The sequence below is a fragment of the Stutzerimonas nitrititolerans genome, from assembly GCF_003696285.1.
GTDB classification, from domain to species: Bacteria; Pseudomonadota; Gammaproteobacteria; order Pseudomonadales; family Pseudomonadaceae; genus Stutzerimonas; species Stutzerimonas nitrititolerans.
This window is the reverse complement of record NZ_RFFL01000009.1, coordinates 26604-50468: the sequence shown is the minus strand read 5'-3', so window position 1 is coordinate 50468 and position 23865 is coordinate 26604. Positions and strand designations below refer to the sequence as shown.

The 23865-nt window shown below is 62.5% G+C and carries 22 protein-coding genes and 4 tRNA genes; 3 read left to right on the top strand and 23 right to left on the bottom strand.

The window, feature by feature from the left end; genetic code table 11:
- Positions 1-48 precede the first annotated feature (48 nt).
- Together EA795_RS12610 and EA795_RS12605 are read left to right on the top strand one after the other, a co-directional pair.
- Positions 49-486 (top strand): hypothetical protein, encoded by a 438-nt coding sequence (locus tag EA795_RS12610; RefSeq protein ID WP_122077642.1) that lies wholly within the window; start codon positions 49-51, stop codon positions 484-486.
- Entirely contained in the window at positions 483-884 is a 402-nt protein-coding gene (locus EA795_RS12605) for an META domain-containing protein (RefSeq protein WP_065983843.1), read from the top strand. The genes EA795_RS12610 and EA795_RS12605 overlap by 4 nt, the downstream gene beginning before the upstream one ends.
- Before the next feature lie 313 nt (positions 885-1197).
- Here the strand turns inward: EA795_RS12605 and EA795_RS12600 are convergent, their stop codons facing one another.
- The 17 genes from EA795_RS12600 to dinB all read right to left on the bottom strand — a co-directional run bounded on the left by EA795_RS12600 (position 1198) and on the right by dinB (position 20340).
- Positions 1198-5184: a DUF6701 domain-containing protein gene (locus EA795_RS12600; protein WP_240645013.1), complete on the bottom strand. Its 3987-nt coding sequence runs from the start codon at positions 5182-5184 to the stop codon at positions 1198-1200.
- Positions 5174-5596, bottom strand: coding sequence for a type IV pilus modification PilV family protein (locus tag EA795_RS12595; RefSeq protein WP_122077640.1), 423 nt, complete (start codon positions 5594-5596; stop codon positions 5174-5176). Before EA795_RS12595 ends, EA795_RS12600 begins: the two co-directional genes overlap by 11 nt.
- Complete coding sequence (locus EA795_RS12590; RefSeq protein WP_122077638.1) at positions 5586-6455, bottom strand: PilW family protein; 870 nt, start codon at positions 6453-6455, stop codon at positions 5586-5588. The genes EA795_RS12595 and EA795_RS12590 overlap by 11 nt, the downstream gene beginning before the upstream one ends.
- Positions 6452-7138, bottom strand: a complete 687-nt coding sequence (locus tag EA795_RS12585; protein ID WP_240645012.1) for a prepilin-type N-terminal cleavage/methylation domain-containing protein — start codon at positions 7136-7138, stop codon at positions 6452-6454. The genes EA795_RS12590 and EA795_RS12585 overlap by 4 nt, the downstream gene beginning before the upstream one ends.
- Positions 7135-7590 carry a pilus assembly FimT family protein gene (locus EA795_RS12580; RefSeq protein ID WP_014852477.1) on the bottom strand — a complete coding sequence of 152 codons (456 nt, stop codon included), beginning with the start codon at positions 7588-7590 and terminating at the stop codon, positions 7135-7137. Before EA795_RS12580 ends, EA795_RS12585 begins: the two co-directional genes overlap by 4 nt.
- A gap of 189 nt (positions 7591-7779) precedes the next feature.
- Complete coding sequence (locus EA795_RS12575) at positions 7780-8241, bottom strand: pilin (protein WP_122077634.1); 462 nt, start codon at positions 8239-8241, stop codon at positions 7780-7782.
- 22 nt (positions 8242-8263) lie between these two features.
- Complete coding sequence (locus EA795_RS12570) at positions 8264-8818, bottom strand: type II secretion system protein (RefSeq protein WP_122077631.1); 555 nt, start codon at positions 8816-8818, stop codon at positions 8264-8266.
- A 71-nt stretch (positions 8819-8889) separates the two neighbouring features.
- Positions 8890-10125, bottom strand: coding sequence for a type II secretion system F family protein (locus EA795_RS12565; RefSeq protein ID WP_122077629.1), 1236 nt, complete (start codon positions 10123-10125; stop codon positions 8890-8892).
- Positions 10126-10525: 400 nt separating this feature from the next.
- Entirely contained in the window at positions 10526-12250 is a 1725-nt protein-coding gene (locus EA795_RS12555; protein WP_058078247.1) for a GspE/PulE family protein, read from the bottom strand.
- Positions 12247-13611 carry a tetratricopeptide repeat protein gene (locus EA795_RS12550; RefSeq protein WP_058078246.1) on the bottom strand — a complete coding sequence of 455 codons (1365 nt, stop codon included), beginning with the start codon at positions 13609-13611 and terminating at the stop codon, positions 12247-12249. Before EA795_RS12550 ends, EA795_RS12555 begins: the two co-directional genes overlap by 4 nt.
- Positions 13608-14531, bottom strand: coding sequence for an ExeA family protein (locus EA795_RS12545; protein ID WP_058078245.1), 924 nt, complete (start codon positions 14529-14531; stop codon positions 13608-13610). The genes EA795_RS12550 and EA795_RS12545 overlap by 4 nt, the downstream gene beginning before the upstream one ends.
- Before the next feature lie 8 nt (positions 14532-14539).
- A complete protein-coding gene (mshL, locus tag EA795_RS12540) occupies positions 14540-16162 on the bottom strand; it encodes a pilus (MSHA type) biogenesis protein MshL (RefSeq protein ID WP_058078244.1) in 1623 nt (540 codons plus the stop codon).
- Positions 16159-16491 carry a Type II secretory pathway component gene (locus EA795_RS12535; RefSeq protein ID WP_238536424.1) on the bottom strand — a complete coding sequence of 111 codons (333 nt, stop codon included), beginning with the start codon at positions 16489-16491 and terminating at the stop codon, positions 16159-16161. The genes mshL and EA795_RS12535 overlap by 4 nt, the downstream gene beginning before the upstream one ends.
- Complete coding sequence (locus EA795_RS12530; protein ID WP_014852468.1) at positions 16484-17149, bottom strand: type II secretion system protein M; 666 nt, start codon at positions 17147-17149, stop codon at positions 16484-16486. Before EA795_RS12530 ends, EA795_RS12535 begins: the two co-directional genes overlap by 8 nt.
- Positions 17142-17747, bottom strand: a complete 606-nt coding sequence (locus tag EA795_RS12525) for a PilN domain-containing protein (RefSeq protein ID WP_058076074.1) — start codon at positions 17745-17747, stop codon at positions 17142-17144. The genes EA795_RS12530 and EA795_RS12525 overlap by 8 nt, the downstream gene beginning before the upstream one ends.
- Positions 17747-18670 carry a type IV pilus biogenesis protein PilM gene (locus EA795_RS12520; RefSeq protein ID WP_058078243.1) on the bottom strand — a complete coding sequence of 308 codons (924 nt, stop codon included), beginning with the start codon at positions 18668-18670 and terminating at the stop codon, positions 17747-17749. The genes EA795_RS12525 and EA795_RS12520 overlap by 1 nt, the downstream gene beginning before the upstream one ends.
- Before the next feature lie 620 nt (positions 18671-19290).
- Positions 19291-20340 carry a DNA polymerase IV gene (gene dinB, locus EA795_RS12510; RefSeq protein WP_082636294.1) on the bottom strand — a complete coding sequence of 350 codons (1050 nt, stop codon included), beginning with the start codon at positions 20338-20340 and terminating at the stop codon, positions 19291-19293.
- A 110-nt stretch (positions 20341-20450) separates the two neighbouring features.
- Here dinB and EA795_RS12505 point away from each other — a divergent pair, with 110 nt between their 5' ends.
- Positions 20451-20714: a hypothetical protein gene (locus EA795_RS12505; protein ID WP_125864814.1), complete on the top strand. Its 264-nt coding sequence runs from the start codon at positions 20451-20453 to the stop codon at positions 20712-20714.
- A gap of 6 nt (positions 20715-20720) precedes the next feature.
- On the opposite strand, the gene EA795_RS12500 is transcribed toward EA795_RS12505, so the two are convergent.
- From EA795_RS12500 to gltX, 6 genes are all read right to left on the bottom strand, one after another.
- The gene (locus EA795_RS12500) at positions 20721-21170 is read right to left on the bottom strand and encodes an acyl-CoA thioesterase (RefSeq protein WP_115027952.1); all 450 of its coding nucleotides are present in this window, start codon (positions 21168-21170) and stop codon (positions 20721-20723) included.
- A 205-nt stretch (positions 21171-21375) separates the two neighbouring features.
- A tRNA-Glu gene (locus tag EA795_RS12495) sits at positions 21376-21451 on the bottom strand.
- 57 nt (positions 21452-21508) lie between these two features.
- Positions 21509-21584 (bottom strand) — tRNA-Ala (locus EA795_RS12490).
- A 49-nt stretch (positions 21585-21633) separates the two neighbouring features.
- A tRNA-Glu gene (locus EA795_RS12485) sits at positions 21634-21709 on the bottom strand.
- Positions 21710-21766: 57 nt separating this feature from the next.
- Positions 21767-21842, bottom strand: a tRNA-Ala gene (locus EA795_RS12480).
- Between the two features lie 325 nt (positions 21843-22167).
- The gene (gltX, locus tag EA795_RS12475) at positions 22168-23649 is read right to left on the bottom strand and encodes a glutamate--tRNA ligase (protein WP_122077623.1); all 1482 of its coding nucleotides are present in this window, start codon (positions 23647-23649) and stop codon (positions 22168-22170) included.
- Between the last annotated feature and the right edge of the window lie 216 nt (positions 23650-23865).

The following is a 23865-nucleotide window of genomic DNA, read 5'->3' as shown; positions in this document are numbered from 1 at the left end:
GAGCGTGATAGCATTGCGCGTTGCTCCCCTCACAATCGATCACGAGTCATGGCCGAACACGATTTTCGCTACAACCTGCTCAATCCCGCGTACACCCTCACCGAATGCCGCGCGCTGGCGCCGGGACGCTATCAGGTCACCGGTAACGGCGGCTCGATCCGTAGCGGGGACGTGCTGATCGTCACCCTCAAGGGCAGCCGCGATCTGTCGCAGCGCCTGATCGTGGACAAAGTCCGCCACCTGATCAATCCACCCGGCCAATGGACAGCCATGGCCAGCGGTCCGGTTTTCCGCGAGCTGGCCATTCACAACTGGCAGGTCGACTGCGACAGCTGCGGCAAGCAACTGGATTTCGAATTCGCGGTGGACGCCAAATCCGGCGAAGCCGCTCGAGCCCCTGCCGCCGAAGCACGCATCGCCGAACTTGGCTGGACGAATGTCGGTGGTCGCCACCTTTGCCCCGGTTGTCAGGGAGCTCAACAATGAAATCGCAAATCCTGCTTGGCCTGACGGCCCTCACCACGGCTGGCTGCGCGGTCGAGCCCCTGGCGCTACAGAACGACGTGACCTACATCGCCGAATGGATCGGCGACGAACCCGTCATCGGTCGCACGCCGCTCTCCCTGACCTTCAACGAAGACCGGGTCTATGGCAATGCCGGCTGCAACCACTGGTTCGCCACTTACGAGCGCGACGGCCAGCAGATTCGCTTCAGCAACATCGGCAGCACGCGCAAGATGTGCCCCGAGCTGATCATGAAGCAGGAACATCATTTCCTGGATTTGCTGTCGCAGGTCGAACGCTGGGACGTCTCCAACATCGACCAGTTGCGCTTCTGGCCTGCTGAGGGCGCACCGATCCGGGTGTGGCCGGAACAGAACTGAGTGCGCCGCGAGAGTGCGAATCGCCCGATATCGCACTCTTTTCATGCATAGAACTTCCGTTGTAGGGCCGAACTTGTTCGGCCTCCATGGCCTGTAGCCGAATTAAGTTCGGCGCTACGAGCTTGGCACCCGTGACAGCGCCTCTCCCCCGAAACTGGCATATGCCCTGCATAGTCTTCATCGACCAGTTTCGGGGCCCTCGGTACAGGCAGGCCGGGGTAACCCCCTCTTTAATCTCGGAAGGCCGCCCCCTCGCTGGGGAGAGAGCTGCGATCCGGCCAGGGAGATGCGCCCGCCAGGCCGACAACGCGCGTTACATACCCCTGTAGATTTCGCGACGGAAGATTAGCGGCTTGGAACCCGCATAGCCGCCAAAAATGGCAATGGCGCTGGGATTGGACGGGCCGGTCCCAAGCCAATCGAAGTGCAGCCAACTGGGTACCTGCGGCTCGACCCGTATGCTGCCGGCATTGCCCGCACCAGGCGCACTCAGGGTAATCTGGCGGATGCCTTGTGAAGCTTCTCCCAACGTCGCGGTTGTATCTCCGACCGACAAATTACCGCTCGGATCGAGCATGATGACATCGCTGACAGCGGCACAATCATCATCGGTCGGATCCGTGTTCATTACGAAAGCACTGCCAGTCCACTTCTCCAGCACAAGCGGAAGACGCAAGGGACTCAGTTCCGATCCCGTCGCCCCCTCCTGTCTGTAACGGCCCAACAGAACCTGCGAGCCGCCCATGCTGAATTCATGGTGTTCCTGTGTTTCTACACCATCGCTATCGATGAGCTGCGCTTTGTCGGTAAAAACCTCTATCTGGGCGTCGAATAGCCTGTCATCGCTGTCCGGCGTCGCACCTCGTAGGTACTGAAGGATGAGCGAAGCAGACATCGTTCTGGCGCCATCGCCGACAGTCGTATCCGTCTCGCTGTGTGACTCTAAATCTTTGACACCCAACCTGGCGGCGACGCAACTGGCCTTGTTGTTTTCCAAAGTGCAGTCCAGATCCGTAGGTGCACCATCGACAGGAATACGTTGGTCGAGCGAGGCGCGCCCGACGCTGGAAAAGAAGCGCGGCGACCAGGCTCCCGGAAATTTCCAGAACGCTCCACGATCATAGTTGGTCGTGGTCACTCCGCTACGATTCTTGCCGGTGATGGTAAGGCTCGGTAACTCGCTGAGCTCCAGTGGCTGCGCCTGATAGGTATAGCCTGCGCTACAGGCCGGCCTGAGCGAGCCGGCCCCCGTCGCTTCGAGATAGGCGGGTGTGATCCGGCCGATATTCACCGAAGTCCCACCGGCCACCGTCTCCCCGTCCAGATAGCCTCCGGCAGGCGGCGTGGCACTGATGCGAAATACACCCACCTCGGATAACTTCACATCCTGCACCGTCCCCCCGGCAGTCGGCTTATGGTCATAACGATTCTGGTCGTTGGCAGCCAGGGTTACCGTACCCTCGACTCCATCGGTCGGTGCCACCAGCACCGATGCCAGAGCGATGCCATCATGGCGGAAGTTGGGTGTAGTCGGATTGCCTAGGCAAAGGTCTTCATCTTCATCGCCCTGCCAGCCCACCGGTTTGAAGCGCACCGGGAAACCATCTCCTGCAGAAACAAAAACCTGACAGCTGGCATCGCCTTTTTCGCAGTACCACTTTGCCGGCGAATCCGTTGGTTCGACGCACAGCCCTATCGGCTTTACCACGAACTGATCCGAACCCAGCATGCTCAGGCCGCTGTCCCCCGTGCCCGAGCTACCGCTATATCGTGCATTGAGTTCCAGTTTGCCCGCATCGTTGTAGCGCACCTTGATCGGCGCTTGTGCGTCGTTATCGAACGCCAACTTCAGCGTTGTGGGTGATGCCTCGGCAGATGAGACAGCGGTGCCGTTGACTTCGAGCGAACGGCCAGCGCTCGCCGAGGGATCGATGTATCCCGACCAGAACTGCACGTCGCGCTCGACGTTCTGGAAGGCCGGCACGCACCGCTGCGAAGTGTCATCCTTGCGCACAGCCCTGATCAGAACATCATCCGAAAGCTTGTTGGACAGCTGGGTCGGCACATCAAAGACGAAGCCCGAGTCGGCGAACGTGAGCGTACAGTTCGTGCCGAGCGGGCCGGAGCCAATCTTGCACAGGGTCTGGCTGAGCGGTTTGGTGGCTGGATTAGAGCTTGCAATCCCCAAGGTCGCGCTCCCCTTGGTCGTTCTGCTAAGCGAAAAACCGCCGCTACCACCGATGAAGGTTCGGGTATCGCTACTGACGATCGAGCCATTGGCCGACAATACGGCGGTAGCCGTGACCGCCTCGGTATACAGGGCACAGGCGGAGTCCAGACAGGCCTTCACCGTGACCGGCAGCGGCGAGCATGTCAGCCCCGAAGACGGCGCAATGATCTCGAAATGGTCGATCTGGGTGCCAATCGGATTCATCCGGTTGGCGCAGACCTGCAGATCGTCCAGCTCGTGGATATTGACGTTGCTGCCCGTCGAGCCAGTGAAGCTGAGCCAGAAATTATCCGGTACCGAGTCCTGGGTGCTGTGTGCCTGAACGTCATAGGCCGACACGAGCGTGCTGTAGTTTCTCCCGCTACCGCCGGTATCCCGCTCGACGGTCACCAGTGTCTTGCCTCTGGTACGCGAATCGATCGTGACGCGATAAAGATGCCCCGGGCCCGCTAACGAGGTCGAACTGGGGTTATCGATTCCATTCGACAGAGTGCCTGTTCCCGTCAAGTAGTGATAACCGTCGGTACCGCTTCCCGGACCACGAATCGCGATCGCGTCGCTACGCGAACCGATCCCGCCCTCGCGACCTTCGGTGTCGTTGGAGTAATTGCCGAACTCGTCGAAGCCGATACCCAGCCACCCGCCGGCGAAACCGGAAATTCCGGTCTTCTGCGCATAGCCGAGAGAACCGCCATAGGCTCCGGGCTGAGGCGTGACACGGGCGTCGGATACGATCAGCGCCATACCATCGGCGCCGCGATTGCTCCTGGTGGAATAGCCGTAGTACTTGAACGTGACACTGATCAGGTTATTGGCTGCCGGAAAGGTACGTTGAACCGTCGCTCCAGTCGCCACGTTGGTGCTGTCGTCGGTCAGACGAAGCCGGCCATTGACGATACGTGGATTGCCAAAGGTGCCGCTACGGGAGGTAACGGCCCAGTCGCCGCCGATGATGCTGCGGTTGAAGTTATCCGGTGAGGACGTCAGGCAGACCGGTTTGATCTCTCCGTCGCACAGATCCGCAGGTGTCGTGCCGGTAGGGGTACAGACACCATAGACATGGCTGCGCCCGGTGCCGGTAATCGTGGTGTTGCCCCAGGTCGCCGCAGTGACGTCGCCATAGACGAAGGAATCGTTGAGCAACCGTACTTCGTTGGTAGTAACGAGATTGCCGGTAACGGTACTGCCATCGAGCATGATGTTGTTCTGACGGGCAGTAACGTTCCCGGTTATCTGCATCCTATTCAAGGTAACGGTGCAGCAATTGCTGCTGATGTTTCCCGTGACCGAACCACCGGTGAGAGTAACGAGTCCCTCGGTCGCGACGATATCGCCGCTAAAGTTCGTGTCATCGGCAACCACTTTCCGAGCGCTCACCTTGCCGCCGACGCTGCCTGCCCCCAACGTCACCTCCCCACTGGCAGTCAGTGCGCCAGTGATGACGGTTCCATTGATCGTGGTAACGTTCTGCGCGGCGTTGATACTGCCCACACGTCCGCCGTCGAGGCTCACCGCCCCATGGTTGTTGCTCAGACTCCCGCCGATCGTCGTTCCATCATGCGTCGTTACACTGCCGCCACCGTTGAGGTTGGAACTGATCGAGCTCTTGGTCAGAGTGATTGTGCCGTTGACCGATTCGACCGAGCCCTGAACGGCGGTGTCGCTCAGCGTGATCGCACCGCTGTTGGAGCGGACGGAACCATGGATGGTATTGGTTCCGGTCGCAGTCACCGGGCCGTAGCCGGCGCTCAACGTGATGTTCTTGTTGCTGGTACCGATGGTATTGCGCGCCAGCGCGAACCCACCGTCCGCAATGACGGTGATATGGCTGAGCCTGCTGGTATCGACCTGCAACGTGTCACCGGGCGCCAGGTTCACGGAGCCGTTGCATGTGAAGGAGTCGGAGCTGTAACTCCAGTTGCCAGTGCAGGGGGCATTGGTCTTGTATTCACCCCAGAGCCAAAAACCTTCCCAGTAGAACGTATAGCTCGCCGCATGCGCGCCACCGGGCAATATCGCAGCAAGGATCAGCAACCAGCAGCGCATCAAAAAGGTACGGTTAATTTTCAATCTTCTCGACCTTTGCCGTCAGTTTTCGATATGCATAATCCGGCCGCTCCGAGGGTGATGCTGCGTTCTGTGCAACAGCGGTCAGGGTGTACAGCGTCAGGTCTTTTCCGTTCTCGCGGTCTGGGTACTCGTCCGGCGGCCATTTGCAGGTGACGACGACTCCCGAAAATTCGGCAAGAACTCCATCCAGGGCCAGGCTCGTACTGGACTGGCAAGATCCGTCCTTCACAGCCTCGCGAATCCCCCACTCCAACCCGGCCCGGGCCGCCTGATAGGCTCTGGCCTGCTGGATCGACAGGCTCAACGTCCCACTGGTCGTGACTGAAAGCCGCGCCATGGCAACGACCGTCAGCGCGACGACGATCATCACGAACAGAGCAGCAATCAGTGAAAAGCCTTTTTCATGGCGCATTGTCGATATGCACCTGTTGTTGAAGAGTTATGGATTCGCCGTCCCGGTCCAGGGTCAGACTCAGTGTCACGAGCCCAGGCCTCTGTGGGTTGCCGGGCTGGTAGGCAAAGCTACAGGCAGTCACATGAGATGCGACCGGTACGGAATCGGACGGCACGGCACTGGATACCGACGCGGACAGCGTCACGCTGGTGTAGCGCAGCAGCTGCCCGCCACTGCTGGCCGGATTGCAGCGATAGCCAATGGCTTGGTCGGCCAGGTAGAAGCGACGCTGTGGCGAGGCATGGACAAAGGTGAAGGCGCCTCCCGGCAGATCCAGCGTAACCAGGGTTTCGTTGCCGGTTTGGGTTGCGTCGAAGGTCGTGCCCGTGGGCGTGATGACACCCGGATCGGCATAGGCCCAGACATTGCCACCCGGCGTCGGCACACCGCCGCTGTTCGCACCCAGGTTGTTGATCACCAGCCAGCGCGCACCCGCAACTGACAGGTCCGGGTCCAGAACCTGGAAACCATCGCAACGACCATTGCTCGTCTCACAGCCGCTAGGCTCGCTGGAGAAGCGCAGACTGTCACCGCCAGCTCGATTCGAGACGTAGCGGCCTGCCTGGAGAATGTTCAGGGTTTCAAGCGTTCGACCATCGGAAGACTGACGAATCGAGTTCGGTACAGCGAGGCGAATATCGCGGGCCATGCGGTTCAACGCGACCGTCGCCTGCTCGACCAGCTCGCTGCGGCGAGTCTGGTCGACGAATGCCCGTAGCGGATGCTGCATGACGCTGGTGATCATCAACAGCACGATGCCGCTCAGGGCGATCACCATGATCAATTCGACCAGCGTGAAAGCTCGTGCAGATTTCATGGGCATCGATCCGCCCCGTTGGCATCGACTTCGCCGTAGCAGGTACGGAAGCCGGAGAGTTGCAGGCGCTGGCCTGACGGGTCGGTCACCGATACATCGATACGTCTGGCCGGCACTCCATTCCAATTGGCCAGCTGTGTGACTGAAACCTGTACGCGATAACCGGACAGCGCCTGAACCAGGGCACCGGTCGCGTCCCGTACCCCCTGGTCATCCAGACTCGCGTAGTCACATACATCGTCAAACCGGGATCTGGACAAACCTGGGGTCGCCGCGCAGCTTCCGGTATTCGTTGAGTTCGGGTCCAGATAGGGCTGAAACAGGATTTCTTCGAGATAACCCTCGGCGATCACCAGGCTCTGCTGACGCAGCATCGGATCGGCGGAACGCCCTCCGATCACGGCCATGGCGCTGTATAGAGCGGCAGCGGCGATACCGATGATCACGATGGTGATCACCAGTTCGACGAGAGTCAGGCCGCGCTGCTTGCGGGGGGCAAATTTACTCGCCTGGCCGTATGCGTTCAGCTTATGCGGAAAGTGCGACAGGCCTCGTGGTGTCAAACCACTCGGGTTGAGGCTCTGGTGTTTGGCGTCACGCCACAGGCATCCGGGAGTTCGGTGCCAGGCGAATAAATTCGCCCCTACAGGATATTTAGTGCAGGTGCTTAACCCGGTGATCACGGGGTGGCCTCAATAAATCCGGTGGAGTGAACAATAAGTTTGAAAATCCCACCTGAAAATTCGACGCTAGCGGCGGGATGGGCTGCCCCGAGTGAGTCAAATGTCACGGACAAGCTCTTATCAATATTTACATCGTACTCGTTAACACCCTGATAATCCTCTCCCGAAGGGTTGGCGACAAGTTCGTTGGCTTTGGGATCAGCCGGACCAACACCGCAATCTTTTGCATAGGTCAGTCGATAGCCGTCGCTATCGGCCAGAACCTTTATTGAACACCCACTCGCCACCGCCAATTTTTGCGCATAGCGAACAGACGAAAGAACCTCTTCGAAATAAAAGCGCTCATCGAAGGTCTTACGATCGAAAAAGCGCGGAAGGGCCACAGCGGAAATAATGGCGAGGATCACGATTACCATGATCAATTCGATGATTGTAAAACCGCGTTCAACCATTAGCTTGCCCTTCTTATACAAGCGGATTGGGGCGGAGTCGACCCGACTCCAGAAAGTCATGGCAACCCAGCCAAAGGCTGGCTGCGGTGCGGGTCAGCGAAACCCGCCAGCCATATACCGCAGGGGCTTCTAGCATTGGCGGATTTCATTCCCTACCACATGGTTTACTTATAAATGGCTAACCTGGCATTACTTGCAGTCATCGACTTCAATCAAAATATCCGGAGCGTCGTCAATAGAGGTTGCCTCTGTATATCTCACTTGACACTTAGTTTTATCCGCGACATTTTTTGCGGAAACAGTGGTAGTAGTCCCCGTTGTATTAGTATCAAAATCCTCATCGGAAATTTGTGCCGCATCTAGAATGCTCGCAGCACTTGGATAGCCGTTTACCATGGTGATATCTTCACCTTCCAGCCTTACTGTAGTCACAGCTGGAGTACCGGACGTCGTGCTTTTTCCTGCCAAATGTGCCGCATGAGCGATTGCAGATGCCGATTTCACTGCTCCACCTGCACCCTGTATCGCCGCAGCACGCGCATCAGTCCCAAAATCCGCAAACCTCGGCAATGCAAACGCCGCCAAAATCCCCAGGATCACAATCACCATGATCAACTCGATCATGGTGAAACCGCTTTGTTGTTTCTTCATGGTTGTCGCTCCTGTTTTACGTTCAGTTGAAGGTGACGAAGACTTCGCCGGTGTTGGCGTTGTACTCGATGAGGTCGTCAGCCCCATCGAGGTTGTAGCGATACAAACAGCGTGTGCCATTGGCCGTCGCGGTAAAGGCCGCGTGGTCGCCGGTGATGCTGGGAGCAGAGGCCTGCAGCAGGGTGCCCCACAGGCGGCGGCATTCATCCGCGCTCATGCTGGTGCTGGCGCCGGGGTTGCCGCTGCGTTCGGTGCCAACCGGCCAGCCGGCGGCGTTGACGTCGATCGTGCCGTTGCCGTAACCGGCGACGTCGATCTGGCAGTTGCCGGCCACGCAGCTGTTGCTGCCGCCGTTGCGGTTGAGTTCGTATTGGCCGCGCACCAGGGAGACGGCCGACGTGAAGGCGCCGCCGGCGCTGCGCACGGTGGCGCGGTGGGCGTCCTTGGCCGAGTCGATGAAGTGCGGTAGCGCCACCGCGGCGAGGATGCCGAGGATGGCGATGACCACCACCAGCTCGATCATGGTGAAGCCCTGGTTCTTCTGCATTACATGCGCTCGCTGCTGGTTTTCATTCATCTGCTCACCTTTCGTGTCGGCACAGGCGTACCGCCCTGCCCTTCGCGTTTCGTTGTTCACTGCTTCAGTCATCACCCCCTCCCTTGCGCCGCGCTGCCCAGCTCCCACATGGGCAGGAACACGCCCAGCGCGAGGACCAGCACCATCACGCCCATGCAGACGATGAGGATCGGCTCGATGGCGTCGGCCAATTGCTTGAGGTCGTAGTCGACTTCCTGTTCGTAGAAATCGGCCACTTCGACGAAGAGGTCGTCCAGCGCGCCGGTTTCCTCGCCGACAGCCATCATCTGCAGCACCAGGGGAGTGAACAGGCCGCTGTTGTGAGCCGATCGGGTGAGCGCTTCGCCGCGCTCGACGTTTTCGCGGATGGCGAGAATCGCTTCGCCGATATGGCGATTGCCGACGCTGGCGCTGTTGATGGACAGGGTTTGCAGCAGCGGCACGCCGGCGCGGTACATCATCGCGAAGGTGCGGGTGAAGCGCGCCAGGGCGATGCGCTCGAAGATTCCGCCGACGATGGGCAGGCGCAGCTTGACACGGTCCCACTTGAGCGCGCCGGCGTCGGTTTCCGCCCATTTGAAGAAGGCGTAGAGGCCACCGACGATGCCGAGCAACAGCAGCCACCACCAGTCGCGCATGAAGTTGGAGGTGCCGATCAGCACGCGGGTGGCCCAGGGCAATTGGGCGTGGAACTGGGCGAAGACCTTGGCGAACGCGGGGATCACCAGCAGGTTGATCACCGCCAGCGCAACGCCCATGGCCACCAGCACGAAGATCGGGTAACGGGTGGCCTGCTTGATGCGCTTGCGGGTCTCGCGCTCCAGTTCCAGGTAGGCGGAAAGCTGCTTGAAGGCCTGGTCCAGTTGGCCGGTGTTCTCGCCGACGCTGACCATACTGACGAACAGGTTGCTGAAGACCTTGGGATGCGCATTGAGCGCCACGGCCATGGACAAGCCGCTTTCCAGGCTGGCGCGAACGTCTTGCAGGACTTCGCGGAAATACAGGTTGCGATTCGATTCGGCCAGGCCGCCGATGGCGCGGATGATCGGCACGCCCGCCTTGGTCAGGCTGTACATCTGGCGGGTGTAGATGATCAGCTCGTCCAGGTCGACGCGTTTGCGACGCAGCTTTTGCCGCAGCACGGCCAGCACGTCGGCGCCGCCCTGGACCTGCTCGGCTTCGATGGTGAGCGGGGTGATCTGGCGCGCGAGCAGCTCACTGGCCACGGCATCGGCGCTGATGCCTTCGACGGCGCCGTTGACCTTGGCGCCCTGGGCGTTGCGACCCGTATAGCGGAAGGCGGGCATCAGGCGAGCGCTCCGGCGGCTGTCGCGGCTGAACGACGCGATGCTGGGAGCGGGAGCACTCCCTCACCCCAGCCCTGGGCTTTGGCATCCTGCGTCGTCCTACCTCCTGCATCCATGCAGTCGTCTCCCACGAGGGGAGAGGGGGTTTTCGTGCAAGCATGGAGTACCGATCGTTCCCATGTTCCGCGTGGGAACGCCGTTGGCGATGCGCTGCGACGCTCGGACGATGAGCGTCCGCACTGGGGTTCCCACGCGGGAGCGTGGGAACCATCAGCAAAGGCGGTGTGCGGTCCTGACCTGTAGGAGCGAGCTTGCTCGCGATGAGGGCGCACCGGGCAACCGAGAATTGTCAGCAAGCTGGCTCCTATAAGAGCGGTGCGGCGTTGCGCGGGCCGGGCGTTCACGCGCTCACCTCATCGTCGGCCAGGGTGGCGCAGACTTTCAGCACTTCATCGACGCTGGTGATGCCGGCGATGGCATAGTCCAGGGCGCTGGCGGCCAGTGGCCGATAGTGCGGCTGCTGGCGTGCGGCTTCGGCGAAACCCTGAGGGTCGCCACGACGCAGCGCGGCGATCATCGGCTCGTCCAGTTCCAGCAGTTCATAGACGCCAACCCGGCCGCTGTAGCCGGTGTTGTGGCAATGGTGACAACCGCTGCCACGCTTGAAGCGCGTGCCCGCCAGCGATTGGCCGTAGAGGTTTTCGAGCCAGGCGATCTGCCGCGGATCGGGTTGGTGGTCTTCGAGGCAGTTTTCGCACACGCGACGGATCAGGCGCTGGGCCAGCACAGCGTTGAGCGCGGTGGCGACCAGGAAAGGCTCGACGCCCATGTCGATCAGGCGCATCGCCGAAGTCAGTGCGTCGTTGGTGTGCAGGGTCGAAAGCACCAGGTGGCCGGTGAGCGCGGCACGCAGGGCGATCTCGGCGGTTTCCTGGTCGCGGATCTCGCCCACCAGCACGATGTCCGGGTCCTGGCGCAGGGCGGCGCGCAGCACGCGGGCGAAGGTCAGCTCGATCTTGGCGTTGACCTGTACCTGGTTGATGCGCGGCAGCCGGTATTCCACCGGGTCTTCCACGGTGATGATCTTCTTTTCCGGGCTGTTCAGCTCGGACAGGCCGGCATAGAGCGTCGTCGTCTTGCCCGAGCCGGTGGGACCAGTGACCAGCACCATGCCGTGCGGGCGCTGCAGCAGGCGGCGGAAGCGCTCGAGCATGGCCGGAGGCATGCCGGTGCCTTCGAGCTGGAACATCGCCCCGCTCTGGTCGAGCAGACGCATCACCACCGATTCGCCGAACTGCACCGGCATGGTCGAGACGCGCACGTCGAGGCTGCGGTTCTTCACGCGAATGTTGAAGCGGCCGTCCTGCGGCAGGCGCTTTTCCGAGATATCCAGGCCGGACATGATCTTCAGGCGCATGACCAGCGCCGAAGCGACCCGCTGCTCCTTCATCACCTGTTCGTTGAGTACGCCGTCGATGCGCTGGCGGATGCGCACCACGCTTTCGTCCGGCTCGATATGGATGTCCGAGGCCTTCATCTGCACGGCGTCTTCGAACAGCGTCTGCAGCAGGCGCACCACCGGCGCATCGCTGTTGCTCTCGGCGCCCAGGCGCGCGAGGTCGAAATCGCTGTCCTGCAGATCGCCCTCCAGCTCGCCGGCCAGCGAAGCGATCTCGCTGGTGCGCCGGTAGAGCCGATCCAGCGCACCGAGCAGTTCGCTTTCGCGCACCACCGCCGGATACACGCGCTTGCCGAGCAGGCGTTCCATCTCGTCCTGGGCGAACAGGTCGAGCGGATCGGACATGCCCACCAGCAAACCATCGCCCTGGCGCGACAGCACGATGACGCGAAAACGCCGCGCCACGGCTTCGGGCAGGCTCTGGGTCAGCTGGTTGTCGAACTTGTAGTGCTTGAGCTCGACGAAGGGAATCTGCAGTTGCTCGGAAAGCGCCGTGAGCAGGCGCACCTCGTCGATGAAGCCCAGATCGAGCACCGTGCGGCCGAGCTTGGAGCCACTGCGTTTCTGGTCCTGCAGGGCCAGCTGCAGTTGGGCGTCGCTGATCAGCCCGGCCTGGACCAGCAGGTCGCCGAGGCGAACCTTGCGCTGGCGCATGTCCTGAGTCATTGCGTTCCTCCCAGGGAAGCGGCCCGTTCACTGGCGAAACGCCGTGCGCTTTCGTCCAGCCCCTGCCCTTGCAGCGCCCTCTGGTAATGCCCGCTGGCCTGAGTGGACTGGTCGAGTTGTTCGAGGGAAATGGCCAGGCCCAACTGCCAGGACGCCTGGTCGGGACGGGCGGCAACCAGCTGGCGGTAGATCGCCGCGCTGGCGGCCCAGTCCTCGACCTGCTGGTACAGCGCGGCGAGCAAGGCGTGATAGGCGGTGTGCTGGAACAGCTCCGGCGGGTTCTCGCGCAGCGTCGCGATGGCGCCGAGGTTGTCTCCGCCTTGCAGCTGGGCACGCGCCAGCAGTTCGCGCAGTTCTGAATCGAATGGCCGCGCCTGCAGCTGTGCCGGCAGCCACGCGAGCAGGGTTTGGGTTTCACCGACCGCGAGATAGGCGCGGGCCAGCCAGCGCACCACCTGCGGGTCTTTCGGCTGCGCCTCGTGCAGGGCCTGCAGCTCACGAATCGCTCGGGGATGATCCCCGTCGTGCAGTGCCTGGCGCGCCTGCTCCAGCGCGCTTGGGGTATGGCGACCGATATTGCTCGCCAGCGGGGTCGCGCGGCTCGGGCTTGCGCTCGGGGCGGGGCTTTCTGCTGGCGCGGCCTTGGCCGTCGAGACGATCACCGGCTCGGGCTGGTTCGCGGGGGCTTCGCGGGTTACCCACTCCGGCAGGCTCGCCTCCTCCGGCGTTTCCGGTTCGGCTACCGGCAAGGCCAGCGATGGCTCCTGCTCGGTGCGCTCGCTATTCAGCGGTACTTCCAGCCAGAGTTGCCAGCGATCACCGGCCGTTTCGAGGCGATCACGCACCTGAAGGCGCTCGGCCAGGCCGACGAACAGCACCTGTACCTGATCGCCGTGCGCTTCCACTCGCCAGGACAAACTCTGCCCCTGGGTCTCTATCCGGCCACTGCGCGCCTCGCCGTTCAGCTGGACGCCGCTCAGCTGCAAACTGACGGAACCGCCCTCATCGGTGCGCTGATAACTGACGGCACGATCGAGCAGCAGCTGCAGGACGAACCGCGAGCCATCGTTCTGCGGCAGTACTTCCAGCAGGCGCGTGGTAGCGCTTGCCGGAACGATCGGAGTGACGGGCTCCGACTGGGTCTCGACCGACTCGGAGGTCCACGCGGGCAGCAACGCCAGCGCGATGCCCGCCAGCACCAGCGCAGCGATCACCAGCAGCCAACGCCGCAGACGCGCAAAGCCCGCCCGGCGTGCGGCTGCGGTTTCGTTGGCGGCGTACAGACCGGAGAGCCGTTCGCGCTCGGCCGGCGCGGCACGGCGCACTTCGAGATCGCGAAGCATGTCGTTGACCAGGCTCATGGCAGCACCTTCGGCAACTGTTCGAGCCAGGGCCAGGCGCCGATCAGGCCGACCAGGGACAGCGCGCAGCCGAACAGCGTCCAGCTCAAACGGTGCGCCGAGCCTGGCCGCGCCCCTTCAGTATCCGCCAGTGCGCGGCGCACGTGACGCACCGAGACCTGGCGCTTGCCTTCGCCGAAAGCGGCCATCAGGCATTTGTGAGCAAGGATGTTGAGCAGCCGCGGGATGCCGCCACTGCCGCGTACCAGACGGCGTACGGCAGCGCGCTGGAACAGCGGCTCGCCACGGTAGCCGGCGACGGCCAGACGTTCCTGCAGGTAACGCTGGGCATCGCTGACGTCCAGCGGCCGCAGCCTGTAGGAGAAGGTGATGCGCTGGCGTAGCTGGCGAAAATCTTCGCGAGCCAGGGTCGCATCGAGCTCCGGCTGGCCGAACAGCACGACCTGCAGCAACTTGCTGTGTTCGGTCTCCAGATTGGTCAGCAGGCGCAAGGCTTCCAGCGTGGCGGCTGGCAGTGCCTGCGCCTCGTCGATCAGCAGCACGCTGCTCTTGCCCTGCCCGGCCAGTTCGATCAGACGCGCGTGCAGGGCAGCCAGCAGGCCGTGGTTGTCCAGCTCCTGGGCATCGACCACATGCAGCTCATGGGCCAGCGCCTGGCGCAGCGCCAGCGGATTGAGCGTCGGGTTCGGCAGCCAGGCCAGCTGGTAGCGTTCCGGGTCCAGCTCGTTGAGCAACGCGCGGCACAGCAGCGTCTTGCCGGTGCCGACCTCGCCCGTCACCTTGATGAAGCCCTCGCCCTCCGCCAGCGCCACGCGCAGCAGATTGAGGCAAGCCTGGTAAGGCGCCAGCTGGACCATGAATCCGGTATTCGGAGTCAGCGCGAAGGGCTTCTCGCGCAGGCCGAAGAATGCCTCGTACATGACGCCCGCTACCTTGTCGACCGGAAGGATTCAGAGCTCTTGCGCAACTCGTCCAGCCAGACCTGGTCGTTGACCACCTGCGGGCGCATGAGGATGACCAGCTCTGTCTGCTCCAGCGATTTGCGCTGCTGCTGGAACAGGGCGCCGGCAAAGGGCAGCTTCGACAGCCAGGGCACGTTGGCGTCGTCGTTGCTGTTGCGGTTTTCCAGCAGGCCGCCGATCACCACCACCTGGCCGCTGCGGGCACGCACGATGGAATCCGACTGACGCGTGGTGGATAGCGCCAGCGGCAGGTTGAAGACGTTGTCGGGGCTGCCGAGCTGGATGCTCTTGTTCTGGTCCTGCACGCGGCTGACGGTGGGCCGCACGTGCAGGGTGATCTGGTCGTTCTCGTCGATCTGCGGCGTGACATCCAGCGAGATGCCGGAGAAGAACGGCGTCAGGGTGATGTCCAGATCCGGCGCGGTGGTGCCGCCAGCCAGCGAGGTGGTGGTGGTGGACACGTCGGTGACGAAGAACTCGTCGGTACCGACCTTGATCACCGCCTTCTGGTTGTTCAAGGTGGAAATCCGCGGGCTGGAGAGCACACGCACGTCCCCCTGGGTTTCCAGAAGCTGTACCACGCCCTCGAAATTCCCGAAGTCGAAGGTGGCGCCGAAGACGCCACCGATCCCATCCGGGCCTTCCAGGGGAATATTGGGAATGTTCACGCCGCCCGCCGTGGTGGCGAAGCCGCCAAGGCTGATGCCTTTCTGCCCTTGCAGGAAACTCCAGTTGATTCCCGCCTGGAAGCCGTCGGACAGATTCACCTCGAGAATCTTGGTTTCCAGGATGACCTGGCGCTGCAGGTTGCGCTGCGCCTGGCGCAGGAAGTTCTCGACCGCCTGCTGGTCAGCGCTGGCAGCGCGTACTACCAGCAGCCCGGCCTGCGGGTTGACCACCACCTGGTTGCCCTCCTCGGCACCGATCATCATGGCGATGACTTCGCGGATTTCCGCCCAGAAATCCACGTTGCTGCTGGTAAGCAGCTGGCTGGCATTGACCGTCGACGAGGTGCTGCTGGTGGTCGTGCCGCCGACGCCGACACCGGTGTTGTCGCTGGAGGTGACTTGGCCGGAGCTGACCCGGGTATCGGTGGTGCCCAGGCGCTGCACGTTGAGGTAGTTGAGGTCGTAGGTACGGGTGATCGCCTGGTTCGGCTGGATCTGATAGCCATAGCTGGTACGGCGATAGTCGTAGCCGTAGCTGTCGCGAACGGCGGCCAGCACTTCCTCGAGGTTGACGTTGCTGAGGCTGAAGGTGATGTTGCCGGTCACCTCCGGATGCACCAGCAGGTTCTGTCCGGCGCTCTGCATCAGGCTGAGGAAGAAATCGCGCGCCGGCATGTCGTTGACCGCCACGTCGAAGCGCGGACCGGCACCGCTCGAGCCGGCGATATCCAATGGCGGAATCAGCGCGGCCTGCACCGAGGGCGGTGGCGCGACCTTGTTCTGGCTCTGTTCGAGGCTTTCTTCGAACAGGCGTTCGCTCTGCTCGTAGAGCCGCTGGTCACCGTCCTTGAAGGTCTGGCAGGCGCCGAGCAGGCAGAACAGGCTCAGCAGGCCGAGGCGAGGCAGAAGGGTCGGCATCATGGTTGGGTACGGCTCGTGTTGAAAATGGGGGCGCTCAGGCGCAGCTCTTCGCGCTTGCCTTCGCGTTCGATCAGTACGGAATGCGGGTCGATGGCCAGCACGCGGGCGTCCGCCAGCTGCTCGCCGACTTTCAGCGATTGACCATTGATCACCGCACGCGCGCCCTGGGGCAGGCGCAGGATGGCTTGCAGGCGCAGGGTGGCTCCCGCGTCACTGGCGATGTGTGTCGCGCTCGGGCTGGCAGGCGGCAGGGTCGGATCGAGTGCGCTGGCATCGAGCGTCACGAGCAGCGACAGCAGCCCGCCGGCGGTGATCAGTAATCTAGACACCGACCCACCCCGCATCACGACTCAAGGTATGCAGATCCAGGATGATGCGCGCACGACCTGCGCCCGCCTCACCCACTTCATAATCGAGGCTGTCCCAGTGCAGCCGCCAACCGCTGGCCTGAATGGCGTTCAGGTAGGTCAGCAGCTCGAAATAACCGCCCTCCAGCGTCAACCGCAGCCCGTGGCGATAGAACGTCAGCGGCGCCGTCTTGCGCTGTTCGGCGTCGGTCTGGACGTTGCCGGGCAGCGTCAGCGGCGTGCTGGAGCTTTCCAGCTCGATCAGCTTGAGCTTGTCCTGGGTTCGCAGCAGGTCCTGCAGCAGCACCTTCATCTTCGCCGGCGAGATCAGGGCGCGGGTTTCCTCATCGATACGCTGGAGAATCCGCGTCCGATTGGCCTGTGCGCTCCGCAGCGCCTGCCGGTAAGTCAGGTTGGGGTCCGCCGCCAGCTTGGCCTGGATCTCGCGCAGGGTGCTGTCGGCTTCCAACTGCCGGCTCTCGGCCAGGCGCTGGCGGTTCTGCTCGGCGGCGATGCGTGCGGCCAACGGGTCGGCGACCAGCATCATGTAGAGCATGACGACCAGTCCCAGGCCCACTGCGAAACAGAGCCACTGCTCGCGCGGGGCGAAGGCCTGCCAGCGTTGCAGCCACTTATTCATCGCCGCCCTCCTTGCCCGCGCGGGAAGACAGCAGGAAGCGCAGCAGGTCCTGTTCGTCGCGCTGCAGATCGAAACGGGCGAACTCGCGGCCGCTGAAAGCGCTGCTCTGGCCGAGGCTCTGCAGATAGAGCGGCAGCAACTCCTGATCCTGGCTGAGGCCGTGCAATGCGAGTTCGCTGCCACCCGCCTGCAGGCGGATATGGGTCAGCCACAGGCCACGCGGCGGATGGCGGTCGGCCAGCGCCTGCAGCAAGGGCGAGAATCCGCTGCTGCGCTGCGCGTCCAGCGCCTGCAGGTGATCTGCCAGGCGCTGCAATTCGCGGTTCTCGGCTTCCTGCTCGGCCAGTTGCGTCGGCAGGCGCGCGTCCAGCACCGGCTCGCGGTAGTCGGCCTTGACGACGTCGAGTCGGGCCTGCGCCTGCGCGGCCTGTTGCTCCGCCAGGGATGCGGCCTCGCGTGCCGCATGCAGCTGCCAGCCCTGCCAGGCGCCATGGACGACCAGCAGAACCGCGATCAGCAGGCAGCCCGACAGCAAATGCCCCGCCTGCGGCCCGCCGCCACGACGACCTTCGCGCTGGTAGAGGTTGATGTTCTGCATCAGCTGGCTTCCTGGCGCAGGGCCGCGCCCACGGCGCCGATACAGAAGGCCTGGAGCGACTCGTCCAGCTCCGCCGCGGCCTGGCCGGGAAACAGCTCGCGCAGATCGAGCCGCTGCAGATTCACCGCCAGCCCACTGGAAAGCGCCTGGAAAGTACGTTCGCCATCCTGCTTCATGGGCAGCAACATCACGCGGCTGATATAGCCTTTGCCCAGTTGGCTTTCGTAGTAATCGAGCGACCGCTGGATCTCCAGCGTCATGCCGGACTGGTCGCCTGCAGCCTGGCGCAGGCCATGCTCGATGCGCCGCGCCATGTAGACGTCCGCACCGCTCTGCACGCAGATCAACCCCTCGCTGGTGCGCAGGCGCAGCACGGCCAGGTTGGTGGCCTGTGCCCCCGCCAGCAAGCCGAGGTTGCGGAAGGCCATCTCGGTGATGTCGATGCTGGCCAGCTTCAGGCCAGCCTGATGGATCAGCGCAGCGAATTCGGTCATTCGCGCCTTGCTCAACACCGCGCAATAGACCATGCGGGTACGCCCGCGATAGGCGTCCTCCGGCAGCGCGAAGCAGTCGACGACCACCTCTTCGAGCGGCTCTCTGATCAGGTCCTTGATCCGCCAGCGCATGGCATCGCGCAACTCGTTGGCTGGTACGTCGGGCGCTTCGAGCAGAAACATCTGATAGGTCGCCGGATGCAGCAGGAAGTTGACCGGCATGCCAGCGAGACCATGCGCCACCACGGCCTGTTTGAGCAGTTCAGCGTGCGCGGCAACCTCGCCTTGCAGGAATTCGCAACGCGACAGCACCGGCTGCGCCTGCCCGGCATCTCGCTGCACCACGGCAAGCGCGACGCCTTGCGGCCCGGTTTCTATACCCAGCAATCCGCCGATCGGGGCGGTGCCGCGCCTGGAGAACAACCTCATGAATTCCTCGCCTGTCCAGCAGCATCGGGACGCCCCTGACGGGGCGATTCGGACACAGCCAAACGTCGTAGCAAATTGCCATTACTGAAAATGGGGGCGACTTTAACAACATCGGGCGGGGTATGTCCAAATTTTGTCACTCCACCGAAACCTGCGTTGACATGCGTCAAAATAAGAACGCCAGACGCTGCTTCGTTATCGGCAGAAAGGTCCGCAGGCGTGAGCGCCGCCCGCCACCGCTCGTCGCAATGCCGCGGTCTTGACGCGCTGGAGCCAGGAGCAAGCGGCATAGCAAATGAGGGACTATCTAGGGGATGTTGACGCTTCGTCGCGAGCCGCGTTGCTGCGAGAAATGGCGCCAGGTTAGGCGTAGGACGCAGGTAATGGCCTCGGCCGGCCGCGTCATTGCCTTACCAAGTCCTACACGACAGCTGGCGTCATTTCCCGCGCAACCCTTCGGGCCGGGCCTGTTTTTACGCGATGCAGCGTTACTCGTCGCTTATTTGGAATAACCAAACTTCGCTTCTCGTGCCTTGCCTCGCGTAAAAACAGGCGCCGGCGCGGCCGCGAACGAAACGTCAACAGCCCCTACAGGCAAAGAGGCTGCGCCGACCGACGGCTCAGAACAATCGCAGTTGTTCGGCCTGGTCACGCGAATCAATCAGCCGCACGCCGACACCGATCAGGCGTACCGGGCGTTTGCCTCGCGCGAACGCGACGGCGAGCAAATCGGCGTAATCCTCCAGTTCCAGGCCGGCTCCGGATTGTTCCAGGGTGGTCTGGGTGAAGTCGTGAAACTTCAGTTTGACGAAAGGCTTGCCGGGGCGGTAACGGCTGTCGAGCCTCGCCATCCGCCGTGTCAGCTCCTGCAGCAACTCGGGAAGGCGCTCCAGGCAGGCGGCCAGATCCGGCAGATCGCGGTCGTAGGTATTTTCCACGCTGACCGACTGACGCCGGCTCTCGACCTGCACCGGGCGCTCGTCGATGCCATGGGCGAGCCCCCAGAGCCGCTCGCCGAAGGAGCCGAAATCACGCAGCAGGTCCAGGCGATTGCGCGCACGCAGGTCGGCGCAGGTCCGGACGCCCATGCGCTGAAGCTTCTCGGCGGTGACACGCCCCACACCGTGCAGCTTGGTGACCGGCAGGCCAAGCACGAACTCGTCCACCTGCGCCGGCGTGATCACGAACAGGCCATCGGGCTTCTTCCAGTCACTGGCGATCTTGGCGAGGAACTTGTTGGGCGCAACGCCCGCCGAGACGGTGATGCGCAACTGTTGCCAGACGCGCCGACGAATGTCCTGGGCGATACGCGTGGCGCTGCCGGCGAAGTGCTCGCAACCGGTTACGTCGAGAAAGGCCTCATCGAGGGAAAGCGGCTCGATCAGGTCGGTATAGGTGCGGAAGATCGTGTGGATTTCCTGCGAGGCCTCCCGGTAGGCCTCCCGCCGCGGCCTGACGATCAGCAGGTCGGGACAGAGCTTGAGCGCATGCGCCGAGGCCATTGCCGAACGCACGCCATAGGCCCGCGCTTCGTAGTTGCAGGTGGCGATGACCCCGCGCTGCTCGGCCAGCCCGCCGACCGCCATGGGGCGATTGGCCAGGCTGGGATCGTCGCGCATTTCGATGGCGGCGAAGAAGGCATCGCAATCGACGTGAATGATTTTGCGCAACCTGTTCTATCTCATCGGCACTGGCACACTCGAAGCGAACATCCGCGAGGGCTTCGAGTCGAAATCAGAAGAAGGGACGATACCATCCCAACCACGCGGAGGAAGATCCTGTGAAAAACTCGACGCTTGCCCTGACCCTCTTCGCCAGCCTCGTTGCAACAGGCGCAATGGCCCATGACGACGACATGAAGAACCAGCCAACGGATTCGACCATGGAGCAGCGGGCGCAGGATGACGATGCCTCAGCCCATGGCTATCAGAACCCCACCGGTACCGACCCGGATCCGCGCATGACCAACGAAGTACAGGAAGATTGGCGCGAAGATGCCAAAGAGCGCCGCGATGCCGAGATGCGCAAGCCCGAGCAGCGCTGAAGACAGTCAGAGTTCGAGCGGGTAAGGCGGCACCAGCGCCTTGCCGTACCCCTCGACGAACGCCTCCGGCATCCGTTTCGGCTTGCCGCTCGACATCTGGATGCAGACGAAGGTGGTCTGCGCCCGCAGCAAGGTGGTGGTATCGGCTGGCCTGACCAGCTGGAAGTTGCGCTTCATCTTCAGGCGCTGGTCCGACTGGACGATCCAGGTCGCCAATTGCAGGCGATCGCCCTGATAGGCGGCCGCCAGATAATCGATCTCGTGCCTGAGCACCGCCATCGCGCGATCCAGCCGCTGGTAATCCTCCAGCCCCAGCCCCAGGCTCTGCGAGTGCTGCCAGGCACAGCGCTCCAGCCAGGAGACGTAGACCGCATTGTTGGCATGGCCGAGTTCGTCGATGTGCTCGGCTTCGACCTCGATATCGATGATGAACGCGTCGGGCTGGTCCCAGATCATGCTTACCTCTCGCTCGCTGTAGTGCGCGACAAGTCTATTGCAATCGAGCGTCTCTGCGCCCCTGCACGTGCTATGGCAGATCATTCAGCGGCTGAGTTCATCGAAGCGCCGGACTCTCGCGCCGCCGGCCGATTAATTCAGCGCAAAACAAAAAGGGCCATTTCATGAGAAATGACCCTTCGACGCCCAAAACGGGCAATAAAAATGGCGTCCCCTAGGGGACTCGAACCCCTGTTACCGCCGTGAAAGGGCGGTGTCCTAGGCCACTAGACGAAGGGGACAAAACCTTCTGACGCGACCCGCCTTCAGGCGGGTCGGTGGCAATCATTGTCCGAGATTGGTGGAGCTAGACGGGATCGAACCGTCGACCTCTTGCATGCCATGCAAGCGCTCTCCCAGCTGAGCTATAGCCCCGGATTTAACGTCTCCCGACTCGCGATACTTGCGCATCGCTGCTGGAATATGGCGTCCCCTAGGGGACTCGAACCCCTGTTACCGCCGTGAAAGGGCGGTGTCCTAGGCCACTAGACGAAGGGGACAAAACCTTCTGACGCGACCCGCCTTCAGGCGGGTCGGTGGCAATCATTGTCCGAGATTGGTGGAGCTAGACGGGATCGAACCGTCGACCTCTTGCATGCCATGCAAGCGCTCTCCCAGCTGAGCTATAGCCCCATCTCGAGGACGGGGCGCATATTAGGGGCGGCCCTGCGCACTGTCAACGAAATTTTTACTGGCTGGTGAAGAAATTTCGACAGAAGAACAATTACTTACCGCCGACGGGTGGCAACGAGCCGACAGCTGCAGGCGAAGCCGATGCCTTGGCGTAAGCCTTGCCCCGTGGCCGAATGAATTCGGCCCTACGGCAAATCCGTGGAGGCAGACCGTGCGAAGCCGAGCGTAGGGCCGAACTTGTTCGGCCCTGTACTGCAGCCGAATGAATTCGCCCCTACAGGCAGACATCATGCACGGCCAGGGAGGGCGACAGCGACGGTGGCAATCAGCCCATTGCCGCCAGCAGCTTTTCCCACTCCTTCACTTCCTTCTTCGATGCGCCGCCGAGCAGTTCCAGCGCCTGGCGCAGGCGGAACCGCGTGAGGTCCGGCCCGAGGATTTCCATCGCATCGAGCACCGAGACCGAACTGGCCTGGCCGGTGATCGAAGCGAACATCAGCGGCATCACGTCGCGCAGTTTCAGCTCCAGATGCGCAGCCACCGCCTGGATGACATCGGTGATGCGCTCCTTGTCCCACTGGCGCAGCGCTTCGAGCTTCCACAGGGTCAGCTGCAGCACCTGGCGCACCTGGGTGGCATCGAGCTTCTTGTGCTCGAACAAGGCTGGGTCGAGATTCAGTGCTCCGGCGAAGAAGAAACCGGCCAGCGGCGCGATCTGGCTGAAGGTTTCCACCCTGCCCTGCACGTGCGGTGCGATCTTCATCAGGTATTCGGGATTCAGTGCCCACTGCTGGACCTGGCTGGCGAAGGCCTCCACGCTCAGTTCGCGAATCCACTGGCCGTTGAGCCAGGACAGCTTCTCGATATCGAAGATCGGCCCGCCCAGCGATACACGATTGATGTCGAAGTGCTCGATCATCTCCGCCAGGGTGAACTTCTCGCGCTCGTCGGGCATCGACCAGCCCATGCGGCCCAGGTAGTTGAGCATCGCCTCGGGCATGAAGCCCATGCGCTCGTAGAAGGTCACCGAAGTCGGATTCTTGCGCTTGGACAGCTTGCTCTTGTCCGGATTGCGCAGCAGCGGCATGTAGCACAGCTGCGGCTGTTCCCAGCCGAAGTATTCATAGAGTTTGATCAGCTTGGGCGCCGACGGTAGCCATTCCTCGCCGCGCAGCACGTGGGTGATGCCCATCAGGTGATCGTCGACCACGTTGGCGAGGAAGTAGGTCGGCAGGCCGTCGGCCTTCATCAGCACCTGCATGTCCATGCGGTCCCAGCCGATCTCGACAGTGCCGCGCAGCATGTCCTGCACCTGGCAGACGCCTTCGCTGGGCACCTTCATGCGGATCACGTGGGATTCGCCACTGGCGATGCGCTGCTGCGCCTCGGCCGGCGCGATGTGCATGCAATGGCCGTCGTAGCGCGGGGTTTCCTTGTTGGCCATCTGCTCGGCGCGCACCTGATCCAGACGCTCGGCGCTGCAGAAGCACGGGAAGGCATGGCCTTTGGCGACCAGTTCGTCCGAATACTTCTTGTAGATCTCGCCGCGCTCGCTCTGCCGGTACGGACCGTGCGGGCCACCGACGTCGGGGCCTTCGTCCCACTCGATACCCAGCCAGCGCAGTGCGTCGTAGATCTGCTGTTCGGATTCGCGGGTCGAGCGCAGCTGGTCGGTGTCCTCGATGCGCAGGATGAACTGGCCGCCATGCTGGCGGGCGAAGCAGAGGTTGAACAGCGCGATGTAGGCGGTACCGACATGGGGGTCGCCGGTCGGGGACGGCGCGATACGGGTGCGGACGGTGGTCATGTTGGTCTCGAATCCAGGCCACGGAAGAACACGGCGACCGGCGGCTGGGCAGGTCGCATGCGGAAAGGCGCGATGTTAGCAGGCGGACCTCTTCCGGCTCCACCAGGCGGGCATCCGTGACTGGCTGCGACTGCGTCCGGAGCGAAAGAAGCGCGTCCCGACGTTTCCTGAATGCAACGGAATTTTCGCAACTGTAACAGTTTATTTCCAAGGCTG

Excerpts from the sequence above, each read along its gene's own strand:
- EA795_RS12610 (WP_122077642.1), top strand. The coding sequence starts at position 49 with ATGGCCGAACACGATTTTCGCTACAACCTGCTCAATCCCGCGTACACC.
- EA795_RS12605 (WP_065983843.1), top strand. The coding sequence starts at position 483 with ATGAAATCGCAAATCCTGCTTGGCCTGACGGCCCTCACCACGGCTGGC.
- EA795_RS12595 (WP_122077640.1), bottom strand. The coding sequence starts at position 5,596 with ATGCGCCATGAAAAAGGCTTTTCACTGATTGCTGCTCTGTTCGTGATG.
- EA795_RS12590 (WP_122077638.1), bottom strand. The coding sequence starts at position 6,455 with ATGAAATCTGCACGAGCTTTCACGCTGGTCGAATTGATCATGGTGATC.
- EA795_RS12580 (WP_014852477.1), bottom strand. The coding sequence starts at position 7,590 with ATGGTTGAACGCGGTTTTACAATCATCGAATTGATCATGGTAATCGTG.
- EA795_RS12575 (WP_122077634.1), bottom strand. The coding sequence starts at position 8,241 with ATGAAGAAACAACAAAGCGGTTTCACCATGATCGAGTTGATCATGGTG.
- EA795_RS12570 (WP_122077631.1), bottom strand. The coding sequence starts at position 8,818 with ATGAATGAAAACCAGCAGCGAGCGCATGTAATGCAGAAGAACCAGGGC.
- EA795_RS12565 (WP_122077629.1), bottom strand. The coding sequence starts at position 10,125 with ATGCCCGCCTTCCGCTATACGGGTCGCAACGCCCAGGGCGCCAAGGTC.
- EA795_RS12555 (WP_058078247.1), bottom strand. The coding sequence starts at position 12,250 with ATGACTCAGGACATGCGCCAGCGCAAGGTTCGCCTCGGCGACCTGCTG.
- EA795_RS12550 (WP_058078246.1), bottom strand. The coding sequence starts at position 13,611 with ATGAGCCTGGTCAACGACATGCTTCGCGATCTCGAAGTGCGCCGTGCC.
- EA795_RS12545 (WP_058078245.1), bottom strand. The coding sequence starts at position 14,531 with ATGTACGAGGCATTCTTCGGCCTGCGCGAGAAGCCCTTCGCGCTGACT.
- mshL (WP_058078244.1), bottom strand. The coding sequence starts at position 16,162 with ATGATGCCGACCCTTCTGCCTCGCCTCGGCCTGCTGAGCCTGTTCTGC.
- EA795_RS12530 (WP_014852468.1), bottom strand. The coding sequence starts at position 17,149 with ATGAATAAGTGGCTGCAACGCTGGCAGGCCTTCGCCCCGCGCGAGCAG.
- EA795_RS12525 (WP_058076074.1), bottom strand. The coding sequence starts at position 17,747 with ATGCAGAACATCAACCTCTACCAGCGCGAAGGTCGTCGTGGCGGCGGG.
- EA795_RS12520 (WP_058078243.1), bottom strand. The coding sequence starts at position 18,670 with ATGAGGTTGTTCTCCAGGCGCGGCACCGCCCCGATCGGCGGATTGCTG.
- EA795_RS12500 (WP_115027952.1), bottom strand. The coding sequence starts at position 21,170 with ATGATCTGGGACCAGCCCGACGCGTTCATCATCGATATCGAGGTCGAA.
- gltX (WP_122077623.1), bottom strand. The coding sequence starts at position 23,649 with ATGACCACCGTCCGCACCCGTATCGCGCCGTCCCCGACCGGCGACCCC.